Consider the following 16,555-nt stretch of genomic DNA (forward strand, 5'->3'; position numbering starts at 1 on the left):
CGGGGCGGTGTCGTGGAGCGGCATGCAAGGCATCGCGCCGGTCCCCGGCTATGTCGTGATGCAGCCGACGACGCTGTGCAATCTTGACTGCACCTACTGCTACCTGCCCTTCCGCTCACGCAACGACCGCATGAGCCCGGCCGTGGCCGCGGCGGTCGCCGAGTCCGTGAACCCCTGGGCCGCGGCTTCCGACGGGCGATTCTCGGTCGTCTGGCACGCCGGGGAGCCCATGGCCGCGGGGCGGGCCGGGCTTGCCGAGCTGATGGCCCCCTTCGCCGGCGTCGAGCACCACGTGCAGACCAATGCAACGCTCATCGACGACGCCTGGTGCACGTTCTTCGCCGACCACGGCGTCCGCGTCAGTGTGAGCGTCGACGGTCCCGCCGAGCGCAACGGGCAGCGCATCAACAAGAGCGGTTCTCCCGTGTACCGCCAGATCATGCACGGCATCGAAGCGCTCCACCGGCACGGGGTGCCGTTCTCGGCACTCTGCGTGGTGAGCGATCCGCGGCCGGGGCTGGCGGCGGAGCTGTACGGGTACTTCCTCGATCTCGGCTGTGAGGTGCTCGGCATCAACATCGAGGAGCAGGAGGGCGTGAACGCCCGGGCCAACGCCTTCGCCGACGACGCCGTCCGCGCCTTCTGGGCCGAGCTCGTCGCGGCCTGGCGGGTCGACCCGCGAATCCACGTGCGCGAGATCGAGTGGACGCTCCGATACGCCGAGGCCGTGCTCACGGACCGGGCCGACGGCCTCCTGCCCGCCACCCTCGACCCGATCCCGACGATCGCCGCCGACGGCCGGGTCTTCCTGCTCTCACCGGAGCTGGCCGGCTTCACCGACCCTCACTACGGCGACTTCTCCTCGGGCAGCGTCCTGACCACCCCGCTGGCGTCGATCCTGGCCCGGGCGGCGACCTCGGCCCCGTGGATCGGCGAGTATCTGGACGGGGTCGAGTCCTGCCGCCGCACCTGCCCATACTTCGGCTTCTGCGGCGGCGCCCACGCGGCCAACCGCTACTTCGAGCACGGCCGCTTCGACGGCACCGAGACGAACCACTGCCGCAACAGCAAGATTCGCCTTCTGGAGGGAGTGCTGGACCATGCCGGAGCACGCTGACCCGAGCCTGGACACGGTCACCGAGCGCGTCCACCGGGCCGCCGACGGCCTGAGAGTGCTGCTCGACGAGGCCACGGCGGCGCGCGCCGCCCGAGCGGAGGCCACGGGCGAGGAGGGCTCCAGCGCCGTGTGCGCCTGGAACCACTTCGAGAACATCCCGACCTTCTACAACTGGAACAACCGCCCGCGCTGACCACGCCCGACTCCACCCACGCCCCTGGCGGCGTCCGCGGATCAGCACCGGGCGTCCGCCGCGACGAGGGGTGGGATCCGCGCGCCGCGGACTGGTGGCAGCCCGCCTTGCGCCCGGCCCGACGCCGGCGTACCGGCCGCAGCCGCCCGAAATGCGCACGCCTGCTCAACGCACGGTGCAGTGCGGCGCGGGCGCGGCGGTGATGACTGCGCGGCCTGGTGAGCGGGGTGGCCGCTCCCAGGGCGCGAACCATCGCGGCCTGGCCCTAGAGCCCGTGTCAGGGAACCGTGGACGCCACGTCAGAGGCGGTGCACCGATGCACCGCCTCAGGAGATGGGTCGTGGCCCTGCGCCGAGGGGTGGTGGGAACTGCACCCTGGCGGTAGCTACGCCGAGACACCCGCATGGCGGGCCGTCGAGAGAACGGCCGCCGTGCGGGTGTTGTGAACACGACTCGGGCACGTGGTTGTCCACGTGCCCGTGAGCCGGGTTGACCAGCGGTCAACGACCCCGTGAGCGCCAATCACTGTCGCTGGAGGGGTCGTCGTAGTCGTCCTCGTCGTCAGCCTCATCGTCGGCTCCGCCTTGATCGGCGTAGTCGTCGCTTGACTTAGGGCCGCCCGCCGCGAGCTCGCGTTGCAACGCTTCGAGGTCGGTGTTCGGTGAGTGATATTTCAACTCCCTGGCCACCCTAGTCTGCTTGGCCTTCGCACGGCCGCGCCCCATGGCTCGACCCCCTCGCACAGAATTACGGGGCAGCCATTACCGGCAGGCCCCGACAACGTCAGGCATCTCTCGTGGCTCTTACGGTACATGTCGAGGGCACCTTTCGGCATCTCGCCCCTGCCGACCATTTCGGTGGCGTTGCTTACCCGTCCGGCCGGTCGGGTTCCCGGCGGGTAAGCACCACCGCGGTCAACGGGTCGTCACTGCCGGGCGGTGCCCACGCACTGCCCCACGCTCAGCCCCACGCACCTGGTTACACCAGGATGGTACGGAGCCTTCCGACCTCGGCCATCCGCCGTTCGGCGAGCCGATCGGCGGCCAGCGCCGGCGGCACCCCGTCGGCCGCGGCGAGGTCGAGGATCTGCTTCGTGGTGTCGTAGATCCGTCCCGCGCGCTCCTTCGCCCGGGCGAAGTTGAAGCCCTCGATCTCGTCGGCCACCTGGATCACCCCGCCGGAGTTGACCACGTAGTCCGGCGCGTAGAGGACGTCCCGCTCGGCCAGGAGCTTCTCGATGCCGGGGTGGGCCAGCTGGTTGTTGGCCGCGCCGGCGATGATCCGGGCCTGGAGCAGCGGCACGGTGTCGTCGTTCAGCGCGCCGCCGAGGGCGCAGGGGGCGTACACGTCGATCGGGGCCGCAATGAGCTCGTCGTTGCTGTCCACGAGCTCGATCTGGGGGTACGTCGAGCGCGCCCACTCCCGCGCCCGCGCGGAAACGTCGGTGGCGACAACCGCGGCGCCGTCGTCGAGCAAGTGCTTGCTCAGGTGCTTGCCGACCTTGCCCAGCCCCGCGACGCCGACCCGGCGCCCGGCGAGCGTCGGGGTGCCCCAGCGGTGCTCGGCGGCGGCCCGCATGCCCTGGAACACGCCATAGGCGGTCAGCACCGACGAGTCGCCGGCGCCGCCGTGGGACTCGGAGCGGCCGGTGACGAAGCGGGTCTCCTTCGCCACGATGTCCATGTCCTGGACGTACGTGCCCACGTCGCATGCGGTGTAGTAACGCCCGCCCAGGGACTGCACGAACCGGCCGTACGCGCGCAGCAGCGGCTCGCTCTTGTCGCGGTCCGGATCGCCCCAGATGACCGCCTTGCCGCCGCCGAGGTCCAGTCCGGCCAGCGCGTTCTTGTACGCCATGCCGCGCGACAGCTCCAGCACGTCGTGCAGCGCCTCGTCCTCGGAGGCGTACGGGTAGAACCTGGTCCCGCCCAGCGCCGGCCCGAGGGCCGTGGAGTAGACGGCGATGATGGCCCGCAGGCCGGACTGCCGGTCGTGGCAGAAGACGACCTGCTCGTGGCTGTTGCTGAACACACTCATGGGCGCTCCCGGAGCGAGTTGGCGGCCCGTCCTCGTGAGACGGAGCCGGGCACGACGTTGTGCGGTGGTGCGGTACCGCGATTGTGGGCGGTGACTCGACCCTAACGCCGACACATGGAGATTGGATCGAGGGCACCTTCGCGCCGTTCGGCCGTTTCGTGCGACGATCGGGCCGTGCCGTCGCTCTTCGCGTCATACCTGCGGGTGTACGAGCCGCTGGCTGCCTTCGACCGTGACCACCAGCTGTACTGGCGTCGCTACGTCAAGGAGGGCCGCGCCGTCGCGCTGTCCGACGGGCCCGGGCGCCAGCGCACCGCCGTGCTCGAGGCGCTCGGCGCGGGGTGGACCCGGCTGCCGGCGCTGCCCGAGGACGCCTACGTCCTGGAGGCCGACGACACGCTGCTCGTCTGCCCCTGGAACCTGCGCATCCGGGTGGCCGAGGCGGCGCTGACCGCCCGTGACGGGGTTCCCAGCGTCATCGCCGATGCGTTCGTGCCGCCGGTGCTGGCCGGTCTCGCGCAGACCATCGTCGACGACTGGCGCAGCGGGGACCACGTCCTGGAGCGGGGCCTTCCGCGGGTGCACGAGCAGGTCGCGACGTGGGGCGTGCCGCTGCGCTGGTTCGTGTTCGTGGACCTGGAGGAGCGCGAACTGTCGCTGCGGCCCGGGCGCCGGGTGCTGCGGTATCGCACGGAGATCTCCAAGGCGCGCCGGCGTGCACATCGGGCCTACGCCGTGCTGCGGCGGGCCATGGGGGACGCGCCGATCACGGTGGCGGTCGAGGAGACGGCCCGGTGGCTGGAGGAGTTCCACTCGCGGTCGATCGTCGAGCTGGACTACGGCGGCCTCGTGAACCTCATGCCTGACGACGCGCTTGCGGAGGACGACTCCCCCGGGCTGGTGTCGGCCGGGCTGTCGAATGTGGCCCGGGGCGACGCCGACGCGGCGACCGAGGTCTACGAGAAGCTCGTCGAGCGGTGGCGGATCGTGCAGCTGCTGGAGCGCTGCAACTAGGGCCCGTTTCATAAGGTGCTGCCGGGTGGGGTTCCGGCGTGGCGGTGATCGATAACTGAAGAGGTCTCCGGTAGATGGTTCAGCGACCAAGCAGAACTTCATACCGGAGACCTCGTGGCCACCCTATCGGTGACGAGGCGGCACGACCTGACCGATGCGCAGTGGGCGGCGCTCGCACCGCTGCTGCCTGCGCAGCCGGTCCTGGGTCGGCCGCCGAAATGGGACAGACGGCAGCTCATCAACGGGATCCGCTGGCGCATCCGGGTCGGCTCGCCGTGGCGTGACGTTCCGGCGGAGTACGCGCCCTGGCAGACCCTCTACGGACTGTTCCGCCGCTGGCAGCGTGACGGAACCTGGGACACCGTCCTCGCCGCCGTCCAGGCCGGCGCTGACGCGGCCGGCCGTATCGACTGGGACGTCAGCATCGACTCCACCACCAGCCGCGCACACCAGCACGCCGCCGGTGCCCGCCGCGACGGGCATCTGCAGAAAGAGCCACCCGGTGGCGTCCACGACGAACCCGCCGACCACGCCCTCGGCCGTTCCCGCGGCGGCCTGACCACCAAGACGCATCTGGCCTGCGAACAGGGCCAGAAGCCCCTCGCGCTGCTCGTCACCGCCGGGCAACGCGGTGACAGCCCGCAGTTCATCCCGGTCCTGCGCAAGATCCGCGTCGCCCGCGTCGGCGGCGGCCATCCCCGCACCCGACCAAACCTTGTCCTGGCCGACAAGGCCTACACCTCACGAGCCAACCGAGCACATCTGCATTCCCGCGGCATCTCCGCCTGCATCCCCAGCAAGGCCGACCAGGACGCCCACCGCAAAGCCAAAGGCTCTAAGGGCGGGCGTCCACCCGCATTCGACCCGGTCCGCTACCGCCAACGCCACGCCGTCGAGTGCGGCATCAACCGCTTGAAACGCCACCGTGCCGTCGCCACCCGCTACGAAAAACTCGCCACACGCTTCCAGGCCATCGTGACCATCGCCGTCATCGGAGAGTGGCTCCGACCAACCTTATGAAACGGGCCCTAGTCGCGCCCGGTGGCCGGCCCGCCAAGGGCCGGCTCGGCTTCTTTGCGGCCCCTTCAGGGGGCCGCTGCTGTTTGTCCGGACCGTTTTGATCGCGGACCTGGCAGGGAGGCGCCCCGGCGCCGACCGGTGTCTCGCGGGAGGAGCGGACCGCAAGTGCCGCGGACCCGAGTCCGGCGCTTTCGCCCCTGTCTTGGCGCCTTTTTTGATCTTGGCATTTCGGCTGGTTGTGAAAGGTTCTCGGATTTCGATGGGGTTAAATGCCCGGTTCGTCACCTACCCGATCGAGTGTCACCCTCAGCAACCGAATCGCACCCCCGCCGTGTCCGTTATGCCTTTTTGAACAGACTTTGTGGGGTACCCATCACCCCGGAGAGTGAGCTAGATTCGTGGTGAGTCGCTCACCCTCCGTCAAAATGAGTCCGAATTTATCCGGTTTTGCGGTGTCAAAGTCGGAAAATTCACTTATTCATCATCCGTCCATACAGGGACCTTCAGCCGTTCGGCCCATGTCGGACATCGGGGACTACCCGGACCATAGGAAACGCGTCGACCGGCGGGACCCCGGCCGGCGTTCCTGGGTACCTGTGGAGGAGTGACCGATGCCATCTCGCACGCATGAGCCTGAGCCGTTGCTAACGCCGGCTGAGGTCGCGTCGATGTTCCGCGTCGACCCGAAAACCGTCACCCGTTGGGCGAAGGCGGGCAAGCTGAGCGCGATTCGTACGCTCGGTGGCCACCGTCGCTACCGGGAGTCTGAGGTGCGGGCCCTGCTCCAGGGCCAGATTCCCACGCAGCGCACGGGCGACTGACGAGACAGTACCTCGCGCCAACCCGCTGCGCCAAAACGACACGACTTCTTATCGCAACGCGCTCGGATCGTCACCCCCCGGTGATCCGAGCGCGTTGCTTTTCCGCCTGTACGAGGGACTTCGGCTTGCGCCGGGCAGGTCAGTCCAGCGTGATCCGGACGCCGACGGTGGCGTCCTGGCCCCGCCGGATGATGCTGGCCCACACAAACAGCCGGCCCTGCAGGCCGTACTTCCGCTTGATCAGATCGCGCACCCGCCGCCCGCCGGCCGGGTCGAGCACCTCCGCGTGGGCCGGATGCTCCTCCCCCGTCGGCTTGCCGCGAACCGTACATGGCGCGACAGTCACGCGGCCGTTGTTGCGAATGCGTTTGACCTTGCCAGAAGCGCCGACCGTCCAGACCACGAGCGCCTCGCCGTCGCGCGCCGCCCACACGGGTGTCGGTACTGGGGTACCGTCCCGGCGGAACGTCGTCACCAGGAGATACTGTTCTTCGCTCAACCGCTCCACCGTTGCGGGAGTGTTCGTCATACGACACACCGTACGAGCGGCTGCTCGGCAGCGGGAGGTTCACACCCCCGGGTGACGGGCCGCTAGTCTGATGGTCCAGTCAAAATGCCCCGGAGATCCCTGATGAAGCTGTCGATCCTGATGCCGGTCTACAACGAGGAAGCTCGTGTGGCCGACGCCGTGAAACAGGCGCTCGACGTGAACTACCCGACCGAGATCGAGTTGGTGATCGTCGACGACGGCAGCCGCGATCGCACGGCCGAGATCCTCCGCGGGCTGCACGACGAGCGGCTCAACGTTGTGGTCCACCCGCGCAACAAGGGCAAGGGTGCCGCGATCAAGACGGCCGTCGACAACGCGACGGGCGACTACATGGTCATCCTGGACGCCGACCTCGAGTACGACCCGCAGGACATCCCGAAGCTGCTCGAGCCGGTGCTCGACGGCCGGGCCACTGTCGTCTACGGCAACCGGACCTTCGGCTCGCACAGCTCCTTCTCGTTCTGGTACGTGATGGGCAACAAGGCCGTCACCACCGCCGCGAACATGCTCTACAACTGCTACCTCGGCGACCTCGAGACCTGCTTCAAGCTGATGCCCGTCGAGCTGTACCGCTCGCTGCAGGTGCGCTCGGCCGGCTTCGGCATGGAGGCCGAGGTGACCGGGAAGCTGCTGCGCAACCGGCACCGCCCCTACGAGGTGCCGATCAGCTACCGGGCCCGCACCCGCGAAGAGGGCAAGAAGATCACGTGGAAGGACGGGGTCGAGGCGCTGTGGATCCTGTCCCGCGAACGCATGCGCAAGCCCTCCCGCAGCATCGAGACCTCCTGACCATCGGCGAGCTCTCCGCGCGCAGCGGCGTGGCCCCGTCCGCGCTGCGGTTCTACGAGAAACTCGGGCTCATCCAGGCCACCCGGACCGGCGGCAACCAGCGCCGCTACGAGCGCACCCAGCTGCGCCGGGTCGCCTTCATCCGGATCTCCGCGCAGGTCGGCGTGCCGCTGGAGACGATCAAAGAGGCCCTCGCCTCCCTGCCGGCCAACCGGACCCCGACCAAGGCGGACTGGGCCCGGCTCTCCGCCGGCTGGCGCTCGCACCTGGACGAGCAGATCAAGCTCCTGGAGCGCCTGCGTGAGACGCTCACCGGCTGCATCGGGTGCGGCTGCCTGTCGCTGAAGAGCTGCAGCCTGGCGAACACCGACGACCGCCTGGCCGGCAAGGGCTCGGGGCCGGTCATCCTCACCCGACAGTAAGCAGCACCTTGCCGAAGTGCTCGTTGGATTCGAGCAGCCGGTGCGCCTCGGCCGCCTCGGTGATAGGGATCCGGGAGTCGATCACGGGGCGGATCATGCCCTCGTCGAGCAGCGGCCAGACCTCTTCCCGGACGCCCCGCACGATGGCCGCCTTCTCAGCCGCCGACCGGCCCCGCAGCGTGGTGCCGGCGACCAGGGCGCGCTTGGTCAGGAGCTGGCCCATGTCGAGCTCGCCGCGCCGACCGCCCTGCAGCCCGATCACCACCAGGCGCCCGCCGACCTTCAGGACGTCGACGTTCCGTTTGAGGTAGGGGCCGCCCATGATGTCGAGCACGACGTCGGCCTGCACCTCCTTGGCAAAGTCCACCGACGTGTAGTCGATGGCCCGATCGGCCCCCAGCTCCAGGAGCCGCTCGTGCTTGGCCGCCCGCGCCGTCACGACGACCTCAGCGCCAAGAGCCTTGCCCAGCTGTACCGCGAATGTGCCGATCCCGCTCCCGCCCCCGTGCACCAGCAGCGTCTCGCCGGGCTTGAGCCGGGCCAGGTCGACGAGGTTCGAGAACACCGTCGCCGCCGCCTCGGGCAGCCCCGCCGCGTCGACCAAATCAACCTTCTGCGGCACCGGCAGCACCTGGGTGGCGGGCGCGACGACGAGCTCCGCGTAGCCACCCCCGCCGAGCAGCGCGCACACTTCCTGCCCGACGTGCCACCCGTGCACTCCCGGGCCCAGCTCCCGGACCCGCCCGGAGACCTCCAGCCCCGGGTAGGGCGGCGCGTCCTTCGGCGGCGGATAGTTCCCCTGCCGCTGCAGCGCATCGGCCCGATTGACCCCGGCCGCCGCCACCTCGATCAGGACCTCGCCGTCTCCCGGAGCCGGATCGGCCACTTCCGTCCAGCGCAGCACTTCGGGCCCACCGGGTCGTTCAATCGTGATCGCATGCACACCTTCATTCTTGCCGCTCCCACCACGGCCGCCACTGGTGGCCGTCACCCCACCAATCGCTGTGCGCATCCCGCTGCCAGTTCCGCCCCTGGTCCTGGTCGATCTGATCCTGATCGCCCCCGGCCTGGTCGCCCCGGGCCTGATCGCTGCGGTCCCTGTCGCTCTGGTCCTGCACCTGGTCGTGGCGGTGCCGGCCGGTCGGCTGGGTCGGCGCCTCGACCGGCTCCTCCGTGGGCTCCTCGGTCACCGGCGGCGCCTCGATGGCCGGCAACTCAGCCACCGCGGCCGCCGCGGTCGTGGGCACCGCATGCCGCGGACCACCGGTGCTGCTCTCAACCGTCACCACCGCCCGCCGCCCGGTCTGCTGCTGCACCTCGTTGCGCGGCCCCGGCGACGGCGCCACCACCGGCACACTCCCGAGATCGAGAATCGGCACCGGCGCAGCCGGCACGGTACTCATCCCGAGCGGCCCACCAGCAGCCGCACTCGGCCCACCACCCGCCGCGACAGGCATCGCAAACCCACCGTCCGGCTCCCTGGCCCGCTCGGGCCGAACCCGACTGGGGTCGAACCCGGCCGACCCCACGATGACCCCGATAGCCGCCACTCCGACGCCACCGGCCAGGAGCGCAGCCAACGAGGGCCGCACAATCCTCCGATGCCGAGTGACGCACCCGGCCCGAGGATCGTTGAAGAAGAGGTGCACAGTCCCGTTCCCCCCGTCAGCGGTGTGCCGTACCTCGAGTCTGCGCAGCTCACCCCCTTCAGGCGCCCATTTGCGCCGCACCGCTTGCGGGTTCACCACCCCGCGTTCCCCCGAACGACGTCCCTCACGTGGGTGACACCGCACGGCGAGCGCCGATCTGGCACACTTAGCGTCGTTCCGCCGGGAGGGCTCGCCTAGTGGCCGATGGCGCCGGTCTTGAAAACCGGTGAGGCGTTCCGCGTCTCCGTGGGTTCGAATCCCACGCCCTCCGCTCCCAGACAGCAAGAGCGCCCGCTGAGCAGCAGGAACGCTGGCTTAGCGGGCGCCTTGTCTACCGGTCGCGGGTCTCTCTTGATCCCATTGAAACCCACTGCTTCTCACTGGTTGTGCATGAGCTGTGCATGGGACCGCGCATCTGAAACCGGACCTCACCTACAAGAACCACTGACAGAGTGCATGCCTACCTCTTCCTTGCGGTCCCACTCTTGACGCTCATCGAACGGCCCGCGCGAACCGCGCATCCGCGCCGGCGACGATGGCCTACCTGCCGCCACAAGGTTCGTTTGGTCGACGCGCCGCTTCGGCCTGTTCGATCACGCAGCCTCAGGCACCAGCGCAGACCAACTGGTAGTGCTGCGGCAATGAGTGCGGCGGGGAGCTCGGTCACGATCCCATTCATGATCAACGACACCGCGTGCGACAACAACTCCTGCGCTCCAATCCGTAGGTTCATACCTCTCGACAGTGGAGGGCGGTTCGGCGCGGCAGACGGAAGCAGACGACGGTAGACGTCAGCGGACAGCGACGGACAAGATAGGACCACTGGCCCTTATAGGCCCGGCTTTCGCCCATGCTTCAAGGAGGTATCCATGCCCCGCCTGGCACGCCCTGTTGGCCAGACTGGCGAGGGCAGGGCCCTCAACGAAGCGCTACATGAACTCCACGAACGCGCCGGCCTGCCGTCCCTGAAGGACATGGAACGGATGCTCGGGGCGGGCGTTGCGAGTCGTAGTCGAATCCACGAGGCGTTCTCACAACCTCGAATACCGAGTTGGGGTCTCGTTGAAATACTGGTCGAACAACTTGCCAGGAAGGTTCCGTCCGGGCCGCCGGAATCCAAAGAGGTTGAGCGTTTCCATAACCTATGGATTGCGGCATCAAGTCGAGCCGAAGTACGTCAGTCTCGTCCGACAGAAGTAGACTATGACTCTACCGGGGCGAATATAGTTTCGACTACGAAAGCGCCAAGTTCATCGCCCTCAACGCCGGCCCGCACTGCAGGAGGGCCGTGCGTGGATCTGCTCATGACTGATTCCGGGCAGAATGAGCCAACGCAGCCACTGATTGTGTCAGCGGTCGAGCTAGTCGGCGACGGAGCCGAGATAGAGCGACGTATCCAAGATTTGTTCCGCCGTCTTTCCGCTCGACGAAGCCTCAAAGGCCTTTCCAGTTTCGATCACTTTCGCCGGTACGGATTTAATGCCCTAACCGATCCCGATGAAGTGTCGGGGCCATTCCGAGAGTTGATGCACGAGTTCACTTTTAGAGCTTATGCTTACGTAACCAGCAGGATGAGCCCACGCGGTGGCGCAACAGATACGCAGATGCTCAATTTTATGTACACGGGCATGCTCGGAGATCTCGTGCTTAGACACAAGACGAGGCCCGAGCTTCGGTGCCGGATTGAGACCAGCAGCGAGAACCGTGACCTCCCCATAGAGGCGCTCTCAAATAGCGCTGTCCGCCGAGCGCGTATGAAACTTGGACGCCACGCCGATCTACCGCGGCTCGACATCGCCGCCAGCGTTAGGCTCGACGTAATGTCAATGGCGATGGCCGACTACATCGCACGGGACATCAGCGGGTGGCTCCAGTCCGGTTGTAGCACAGATCCAGCGGATCGCCCGTACCGCGCCTTCCGAGAAGTAGAACCATTTTTGTCAGTCTTGTACTCCCTGGAAGAGGGACGCATATCCGATCGAAAGACGCTTCTTCACTGAGATGTGGTACCTTCTACGCGGAGCAGGGCTGCGGTCAACTTTGTGCGCGAGTCCGCGCGCGTTGCCTAATAGCTCTAGCACAGGAGTGCGGCCCTGCTCCCTAGTCTTGAAGGCGGCGAACTGAGTGGCTATATTCTCGGTTGAGGATCTCGCGCAGCATGCCGGAGTATCTACTCAAACGCTCGAAGAGCTTGCCGAGTCCCTTCCGTCGGGTGCCGGAACTCTCTACAGCCGCCTGACTTTTCCGAAGAAGCGCGGCGGATTTCGAGAGGTCGTCTCACCACGAAAGACCCTCGACGTTGTGACAAAGAACTTGCATCGGAGCTTTCTCGACGTATTCCGTTACCGACCACCCGAACATGTACACGGTTTCGTTAAAGGCCGTTCAACGATCAGTAACGCCTCAGAACACCTTGGCAGAACGTGCGTTTTACGAGTGGACCTGAAGAGCTTCTTTCCATCCATTGATTCCACGCGCCTCAAAGCTGCTTTCCTCGAACGGGTCTACGACGAAAAAGCGGCCGAGCTGTGCGTCAGGGTCGTAACCATCTCCGACAAACTTCCTGTTGGGGTCAGCACTTCGCCCTTTTTATCAAATCTGGTTTTTCGCGCTACTGATTACGCACTGCTAGATTACGCCAGGGCAGAAGGTTTAGGATTAACGCGCTACGTTGATGACCTTTCATTCTCCGGCGAGGTGGAAGATAGGCACCTCAGTGATATTACGCGGATTCTTGAGGACTTGGGCTGGAGAGTCAATACTAGAAAAACTGCGTTCATGCGCCGCGGCGGCCCGCAGTACGTGACGGGACTGTACGTTGGAGCGCCGGATCGCCCGCGCATTCCCCGCAAGACAAAGCGTCGAATGCGTTGGATTCTGCACGTAATCTCGAGATTTGGCTACGAGACTTACATGACAGAGTTTGGCGGCCTGGAAGCCGGAATGATACCTCAACGCCTTTTGGGGTGGTCTTGCTACGTCGCGTCAGTTGAACCCGACGTCGGCTTCCCCTTGTTTCGCGCCTTTCGCGAGATACTTCCGGAATCTTACACTCCGCCGAGTTACTACGCCGGCGAAATCGCAGGAATCAGAATAATTCACGAGCTGGACGATCTCCGCTGACGCCGGAGTTTCTCACTTCTCGTCTTTCTAACCTGCTTCGGCAACGGTCTAGATGGAATCTCGCAGGTCGTTGACGTATGGGCGCTGAAGCGCTGCTTCAATACGATGCCTCGCGGCTTCATCTTGTCCGTCTATGCCGCGAGCGTAAACCTTCAGCAGCACATTTACGCTATGACCAGCCCATTCTGCGACTTGAGTCGCGGGCACGCCAGCGTTGAGCCACAGCGATACCGCGGCATGCCTGAGCAATTACGGCACCCTCGCTAGGGGCGAACGCTGTTGCGATTCGGTGAGTGCCGTCGCGCGTGCCTGCCGCCACACCCGGTTGTAGGTCTCCTTAGACACCGGCCCGTACTGGTAGTAGCGGCGAACGAACAGCCGTCCATCGGGGCCTGCTCCATATACGTCGATATGCTGCTGGAGCAGCCGCACCAACTCCGGAGCCGCCGGGACTATGCGAGTCGCGTTGGCGGGGCGATGCTTCAGCGCCCGGTCCTCCATAACCGCGCCGCTGTCGCTCCACTCCTGTCCGGCGCGTTGCGTTGACCCTGTTAGGTGGAGCGATCCCCAGCCGGTCTCCGGGAGTTTGCAGTCGTCCAAGCGCAGGTGCAGCACTTCTGCGGGCCGGAGGGCAGCGAAGTACATACAGCCGAAGAACGCGGTTAGCCGTGGGTCTTTCTGCTGCACCGCTTCAAGCAGCAGCCGAGCCTGCGCAGGATTCACGACAACACGGCGGTCTACCTCCTCGTCGTTCTTCGGGGCCGACCACTGCACGAAGTCCATCGGGTGGGCATCGAGCCGCCTCAGTTCGACCGCATATCGCAGCGCGCCGTAGAAGACCGCACGCTTTCGAGCGACCGTGTTCGGCGCCGCTGCCTTGCCGTCCGTCTTCAACGCTAACTGGTCGAGCACCTTCCGAACCAACGCGGCATCGGTCAACGCGTGAGCTTAACTGTGCTTTTCCTTAGCCACTCGATCGCGCGGAGGTGCTCCTCCGTGGGCGGGCCAACCTCTCGCTGGGCCTTGTTGAACGCCCACGCGTACAAGGTCCGCCGGATCGCGGAGTCTGTCGGTGCACCACGATCGGTTGAGAGCAGCGCCAGCGTCACCGTCGACAAACTTTCGGCGATCGACTTACGCTGCGTGGCCGCCGCCCGCGGCCACTTCATGTCCACGAACTCAATGGCGTGGTCGAACCACGAGCACGCTCGCAACTCGCGCGCCAACGCCATCGCCCCCGCCGACAAACTCGACGGCCTCTACGTCGGCCGACCCGCCAAACCCACCGGCCGGCTCATCTTCGAAGCCCTCGACCGACTCCGGCTCATCCCCGGCCACGGCAACGACCCGCCAGTGATCCCACAACCCGGACCACTACAAACCCGAATCCTCGACCTCCTCAACATCGACCCACTCCAACTGACCTGACCCACCCACACTCATGTGCGGAACACGGGGCTAGCGGGGCGAGGGTGTCCACGAAACGCCTCCTGCGGGCGGTTTGAGGGTGCACGGGGTCGGCGCTGCTAGGTACTAGCGCGCTGATCAGGGGTTGGTTCGGGTGCTAGCGGGGGTGCTAGGTCTAGCAGCGCGGGCTGCTAGACCTAGCAGCGTTCACGCGGCCGAATCGCCTCGGCGGCGGTTACGGTCGGCTATCGCCTCAGCGAGCGCGGCGCGGTCGATACCGCGCCGGTTGGCGCCCTTGCCGGTCGTCGGGTCGGTGCCCCAGACCTGGCCGGTGGCGATGCCGTACGGCTTCAAGGCCGCGCCGAGCTGATCGCGGGTCAGGTCGCCGTACACCTCCGGTCGCAGCGCGGCCAGGCGCTCGATGAGGGTCTCCATCCAGACCTTGGCCTCGTCGGTGCGGATAACGCTCAAGGCGTCTTCCAGCAGCGTTTCGCGGCGGCCGGCCGGATCGGCGGGCTGTCGGGTGGTCAGCGTGCCGGCAGTCTCGCGAACCGCGTACGCCCGGGCGCAGACCTTCTCGACCGTCGGACCGTCGAGGTAGAAGGTCCGTACGATTTGTGCCTCGTCGGCCGCGCCGACCAGGTAGCCGACGCCTTTGTCCTTCTTGGCGAACATCGTTGCTCGGATGCCGTTGCGGTAGCTGGACGTGCCCAGCACCATGTCGTTCTCAAGCTGGCCCATCACGCGCAGGCAGTAGCGGGTGCCCACGTTCGCGGAGACGCCGGTCGGCAGGCTCTTGGCATCAGGGCGCTGAGTGGCGAGTAGCAGGATCACGCCCAGGGCGCGGCCCAGCTTGATGATCTTCTCGGCCAGCTCGCCGGCTTCTTTGCCGAACTCGGGGTGGGCGAACAGCTCCTGGCACTCGTCGAATCCGGCGACGAGCCAGTGCAGGCCCTTGATGCGCCGCGCGAGCTCGGGCGTGACCTTATTGTCGGGGCACACGTCCTTGGGCAGGTTCTTGATGATGGCCGCGCGCTTCTGGCACTCGGTACGCAGCTCGCGCAGGGCGATGAGGCCGGCCTCGGCGGTGTCGTCGTCGGCGCCCGAGGCGTACCGGCTGCACACCTTCATCAGGGGGTCCAGGCCGCCGGTGCCCTTGAACTCATAGCCCCACAGCTCGGCGTACGGGTCGAGCGCGGCGACCAGCATCGGGAGCTGGATGGCGGCGGTCTCGCCGTAGCCGGGAATCGAGCCGATCAGGAGGTTGGTGTACGGCAGTTCCATGTAGACCACCCGGCCACGCGGATCCGTGCCGAACGGGAACGGCTTCGCCATGTCCACCGTGGATGCTTTGAGCAGCGGCCAAGCTTGCTGACGTGCGGCGGCCATCGGCTCATCGCCAACCCACAGGACAAGTCGCGACGGGCTGACGTCGGCGTTGCCCTCCGGCCAGACACAGCCGAGCGGGCGGCCGAGGCCGGACGCGAGCTTGTCCCGCCGGTCCATCACTTCCCCCACGGTCACGCCGGGCGGGAGGTCGACATCGGCGCGCCATCCGGGGCCATCCCGGGTGATCGGCGCGGGGAAGCCGATGGCCTTCGAGTCACGGGCGAGCGCCTGGGAGATGCCCGCCACGGACAGCACCGACAGCGCGCGGATGACGATGGCGGAGGTAAGCGCGGCGACCCGCGGCGCGACCACCGCCGTGTCGAGCAGCGGGCGATCGGCCGGCGCACCGACCGCGCCGCAGACCAGCACGGCGAACGCGAGCGTGCACCAGCGCGCCCAGTGCGGAGCGACGACCAGCAGGCCCGCGAGGGCCACGAGCGCGACGAGCAGGGACAGGGTCACCATGCCCCGCCACCGCACGCGGCGGTCCCGCTGGCGGGAAAGCTTCAGGTACGCCTCGGCGTCCTCCGTCCGCACGGTCGCCTGCCGCACGGCCTCGCCTTCGAGGTCGAACAGCCAACGGACGTAGCCGCCGAGGGACTTCAGCAGGCCGCTCGGTGCGCGCAGAGCGAGCTTGCCGGCATATTTCGGGAGTCGTACTGCGTGATAGGCGGCGACGTGCGCGGAGTACCCGATCGCCCACCGCAGGGTGTACGCGAACTCAGCGCGGGAACGGAGCCAGCTCGGCACGATCGGGCGGCGTTCGCCTCGACGGGCTGCGGTCGTGCGGGTGGTCGGCTGCTGGGCTTCGGGCGAATCGACGAGGGTAGGACCGTCCTCGGCGTCGGCGTCCTGGTGGAGCTGGACGACGTTGGCTAGGTCTTGTTCGTGCCGTTCCCAGTCGAACGGGGCGCGGTCCGGGTTGGGGCTGGGCATGATGAGCTTCCTCCATGTGAGGGGCCGGAGCGCGGCCGAGGTTCCTAGGCCGACAGGCCGCGCTCCGGGCATAGCTACAGGTCGTGTG

Annotated in this window: 16 protein-coding genes and 1 tRNA gene; 10 read left to right on the plus strand and 7 right to left on the minus strand. The window is 67.1% G+C overall.

Going from position 1 to position 16,555, the window contains the following annotated elements; genetic code table 11:
* Nucleotides 1–22 precede the first annotated feature (22 nt).
* Nucleotides 23–1,117: a cyclophane-forming radical SAM peptide maturase AmcB gene (amcB, locus tag Dvina_RS52225; protein WP_223099756.1), complete on the plus strand. Its 1,095-nt coding sequence runs from the start codon at nt 23–25 to the stop codon at nt 1,115–1,117.
* Entirely contained in the window at nt 1,101–1,310 is a 210-nt protein-coding gene (gene amcA, locus Dvina_RS52230) for a multiple cyclophane-containing RiPP AmcA (RefSeq protein WP_223099758.1), read from the plus strand. Before amcB ends, amcA begins: the two co-directional genes overlap by 17 nt.
* Before the next feature lie 500 nt (nt 1,311–1,810).
* Here amcA and Dvina_RS52235 read toward each other — a convergent pair whose 3' ends face one another.
* Nucleotides 1,811–2,035, minus strand: coding sequence for a DUF3073 domain-containing protein (locus Dvina_RS52235; protein ID WP_223099760.1), 225 nt, complete (start codon nt 2,033–2,035; stop codon nt 1,811–1,813).
* Nucleotides 2,036–2,288: 253 nt separating this feature from the next.
* A complete protein-coding gene (locus Dvina_RS52240; protein ID WP_223099762.1) occupies nt 2,289–3,347 on the minus strand; it encodes a Glu/Leu/Phe/Val dehydrogenase dimerization domain-containing protein in 1,059 nt (352 codons plus the stop codon).
* 174 nt (nt 3,348–3,521) lie between these two features.
* Here Dvina_RS52240 and Dvina_RS52245 point away from each other — a divergent pair, with 174 nt between their 5' ends.
* The 3 genes from Dvina_RS52245 to Dvina_RS52255 all read left to right on the plus strand — a co-directional run bounded on the left by Dvina_RS52245 (nt 3,522) and on the right by Dvina_RS52255 (nt 6,202).
* Complete coding sequence (locus Dvina_RS52245; protein ID WP_223099764.1) at nt 3,522–4,361, plus strand: DUF8083 family protein; 840 nt, start codon at nt 3,522–3,524, stop codon at nt 4,359–4,361.
* 114 nt (nt 4,362–4,475) lie between these two features.
* Nucleotides 4,476–5,381, plus strand: a complete 906-nt coding sequence (locus tag Dvina_RS52250) for an IS5 family transposase (protein WP_223099766.1) — start codon at nt 4,476–4,478, stop codon at nt 5,379–5,381.
* Between the two features lie 611 nt (nt 5,382–5,992).
* Nucleotides 5,993–6,202 carry a BldC family transcriptional regulator gene (locus tag Dvina_RS52255; RefSeq protein ID WP_223099768.1) on the plus strand — a complete coding sequence of 70 codons (210 nt, stop codon included), beginning with the start codon at nt 5,993–5,995 and terminating at the stop codon, nt 6,200–6,202.
* A gap of 139 nt (nt 6,203–6,341) precedes the next feature.
* On the opposite strand, the gene Dvina_RS52260 is transcribed toward Dvina_RS52255, so the two are convergent.
* Nucleotides 6,342–6,731: a PPOX class F420-dependent oxidoreductase gene (locus Dvina_RS52260; protein ID WP_223099770.1), complete on the minus strand. Its 390-nt coding sequence runs from the start codon at nt 6,729–6,731 to the stop codon at nt 6,342–6,344.
* Between the two features lie 102 nt (nt 6,732–6,833).
* Here Dvina_RS52260 and Dvina_RS52265 point away from each other — a divergent pair, with 102 nt between their 5' ends.
* Both Dvina_RS52265 and soxR read left to right on the plus strand, forming a co-directional pair.
* Complete coding sequence (locus Dvina_RS52265) at nt 6,834–7,541, plus strand: glycosyltransferase family 2 protein (RefSeq protein WP_223099772.1); 708 nt, start codon at nt 6,834–6,836, stop codon at nt 7,539–7,541.
* A 29-nt stretch (nt 7,542–7,570) separates the two neighbouring features.
* Nucleotides 7,571–7,963, plus strand: a complete 393-nt coding sequence (gene soxR / locus Dvina_RS52270; RefSeq protein ID WP_246655882.1) for a redox-sensitive transcriptional activator SoxR — start codon at nt 7,571–7,573, stop codon at nt 7,961–7,963.
* Here the strand turns inward: soxR and Dvina_RS52275 are convergent.
* Together Dvina_RS52275 and Dvina_RS52280 are read right to left on the minus strand one after the other, a co-directional pair.
* Nucleotides 7,950–8,906 carry an NAD(P)H-quinone oxidoreductase gene (locus Dvina_RS52275; RefSeq protein ID WP_223099774.1) on the minus strand — a complete coding sequence of 319 codons (957 nt, stop codon included), beginning with the start codon at nt 8,904–8,906 and terminating at the stop codon, nt 7,950–7,952. The two genes, soxR and Dvina_RS52275, sit on opposite strands and share 14 nt — an antisense overlap.
* A gap of 4 nt (nt 8,907–8,910) precedes the next feature.
* Nucleotides 8,911–9,342, minus strand: a complete 432-nt coding sequence (locus tag Dvina_RS52280) for a hypothetical protein (protein ID WP_223099776.1) — start codon at nt 9,340–9,342, stop codon at nt 8,911–8,913.
* A gap of 453 nt (nt 9,343–9,795) precedes the next feature.
* Between Dvina_RS52280 and Dvina_RS52285 the strand changes: the two genes are divergently transcribed.
* Together Dvina_RS52285 and Dvina_RS52290 are read left to right on the plus strand one after the other, a co-directional pair.
* A tRNA-Ser gene (locus Dvina_RS52285) sits at nt 9,796–9,883 on the plus strand.
* A gap of 2,030 nt (nt 9,884–11,913) precedes the next feature.
* Nucleotides 11,914–12,735 carry a reverse transcriptase family protein gene (locus Dvina_RS52290; RefSeq protein WP_246655883.1) on the plus strand — a complete coding sequence of 274 codons (822 nt, stop codon included), beginning with the start codon at nt 11,914–11,916 and terminating at the stop codon, nt 12,733–12,735.
* Nucleotides 12,736–12,984: 249 nt separating this feature from the next.
* On the opposite strand, the gene Dvina_RS55590 is transcribed toward Dvina_RS52290, so the two are convergent.
* The gene (locus Dvina_RS55590; RefSeq protein ID WP_343217112.1) at nt 12,985–13,674 is read right to left on the minus strand and encodes a tyrosine-type recombinase/integrase; all 690 of its coding nucleotides are present in this window, start codon (nt 13,672–13,674) and stop codon (nt 12,985–12,987) included.
* A 57-nt stretch (nt 13,675–13,731) separates the two neighbouring features.
* On the opposite strand from Dvina_RS55590, the gene Dvina_RS55595 reads away from it, so the two are divergent.
* The gene (locus Dvina_RS55595) at nt 13,732–14,163 is read left to right on the plus strand and encodes a hypothetical protein (RefSeq protein ID WP_223099780.1); all 432 of its coding nucleotides are present in this window, start codon (nt 13,732–13,734) and stop codon (nt 14,161–14,163) included.
* A 186-nt stretch (nt 14,164–14,349) separates the two neighbouring features.
* Here the strand turns inward: Dvina_RS55595 and Dvina_RS52305 are convergent, their stop codons facing one another.
* Nucleotides 14,350–16,467, minus strand: coding sequence for a P-loop NTPase family protein (locus Dvina_RS52305; protein WP_223099782.1), 2,118 nt, complete (start codon nt 16,465–16,467; stop codon nt 14,350–14,352).
* Nucleotides 16,468–16,555 lie beyond the last annotated feature (88 nt).

Origin of the sequence: Dactylosporangium vinaceum (genome assembly GCF_019904175.1) — a bacterium.
Taxonomy (GTDB): Bacteria; Actinomycetota; Actinomycetes; order Mycobacteriales; family Micromonosporaceae; genus Dactylosporangium; species Dactylosporangium vinaceum.

Excerpts from the sequence above, each read along its gene's own strand:
- Dvina_RS52265 (WP_223099772.1), top strand. The coding sequence starts at position 6,834 with ATGAAGCTGTCGATCCTGATGCCGGTCTACAACGAGGAAGCTCGTGTG.
- Dvina_RS52260 (WP_223099770.1), bottom strand. The coding sequence starts at position 6,731 with ATGACGAACACTCCCGCAACGGTGGAGCGGTTGAGCGAAGAACAGTAT.
- amcB (WP_223099756.1), top strand. The coding sequence starts at position 23 with ATGCAAGGCATCGCGCCGGTCCCCGGCTATGTCGTGATGCAGCCGACG.
- Dvina_RS52240 (WP_223099762.1), bottom strand. The coding sequence starts at position 3,347 with ATGAGTGTGTTCAGCAACAGCCACGAGCAGGTCGTCTTCTGCCACGAC.
- Dvina_RS52235 (WP_223099760.1), bottom strand. The coding sequence starts at position 2,035 with ATGGGGCGCGGCCGTGCGAAGGCCAAGCAGACTAGGGTGGCCAGGGAG.
- Dvina_RS52255 (WP_223099768.1), top strand. The coding sequence starts at position 5,993 with ATGCCATCTCGCACGCATGAGCCTGAGCCGTTGCTAACGCCGGCTGAG.
- Dvina_RS52305 (WP_223099782.1), bottom strand. The coding sequence starts at position 16,467 with ATGCCCAGCCCCAACCCGGACCGCGCCCCGTTCGACTGGGAACGGCAC.
- amcA (WP_223099758.1), top strand. The coding sequence starts at position 1,101 with ATGCCGGAGCACGCTGACCCGAGCCTGGACACGGTCACCGAGCGCGTC.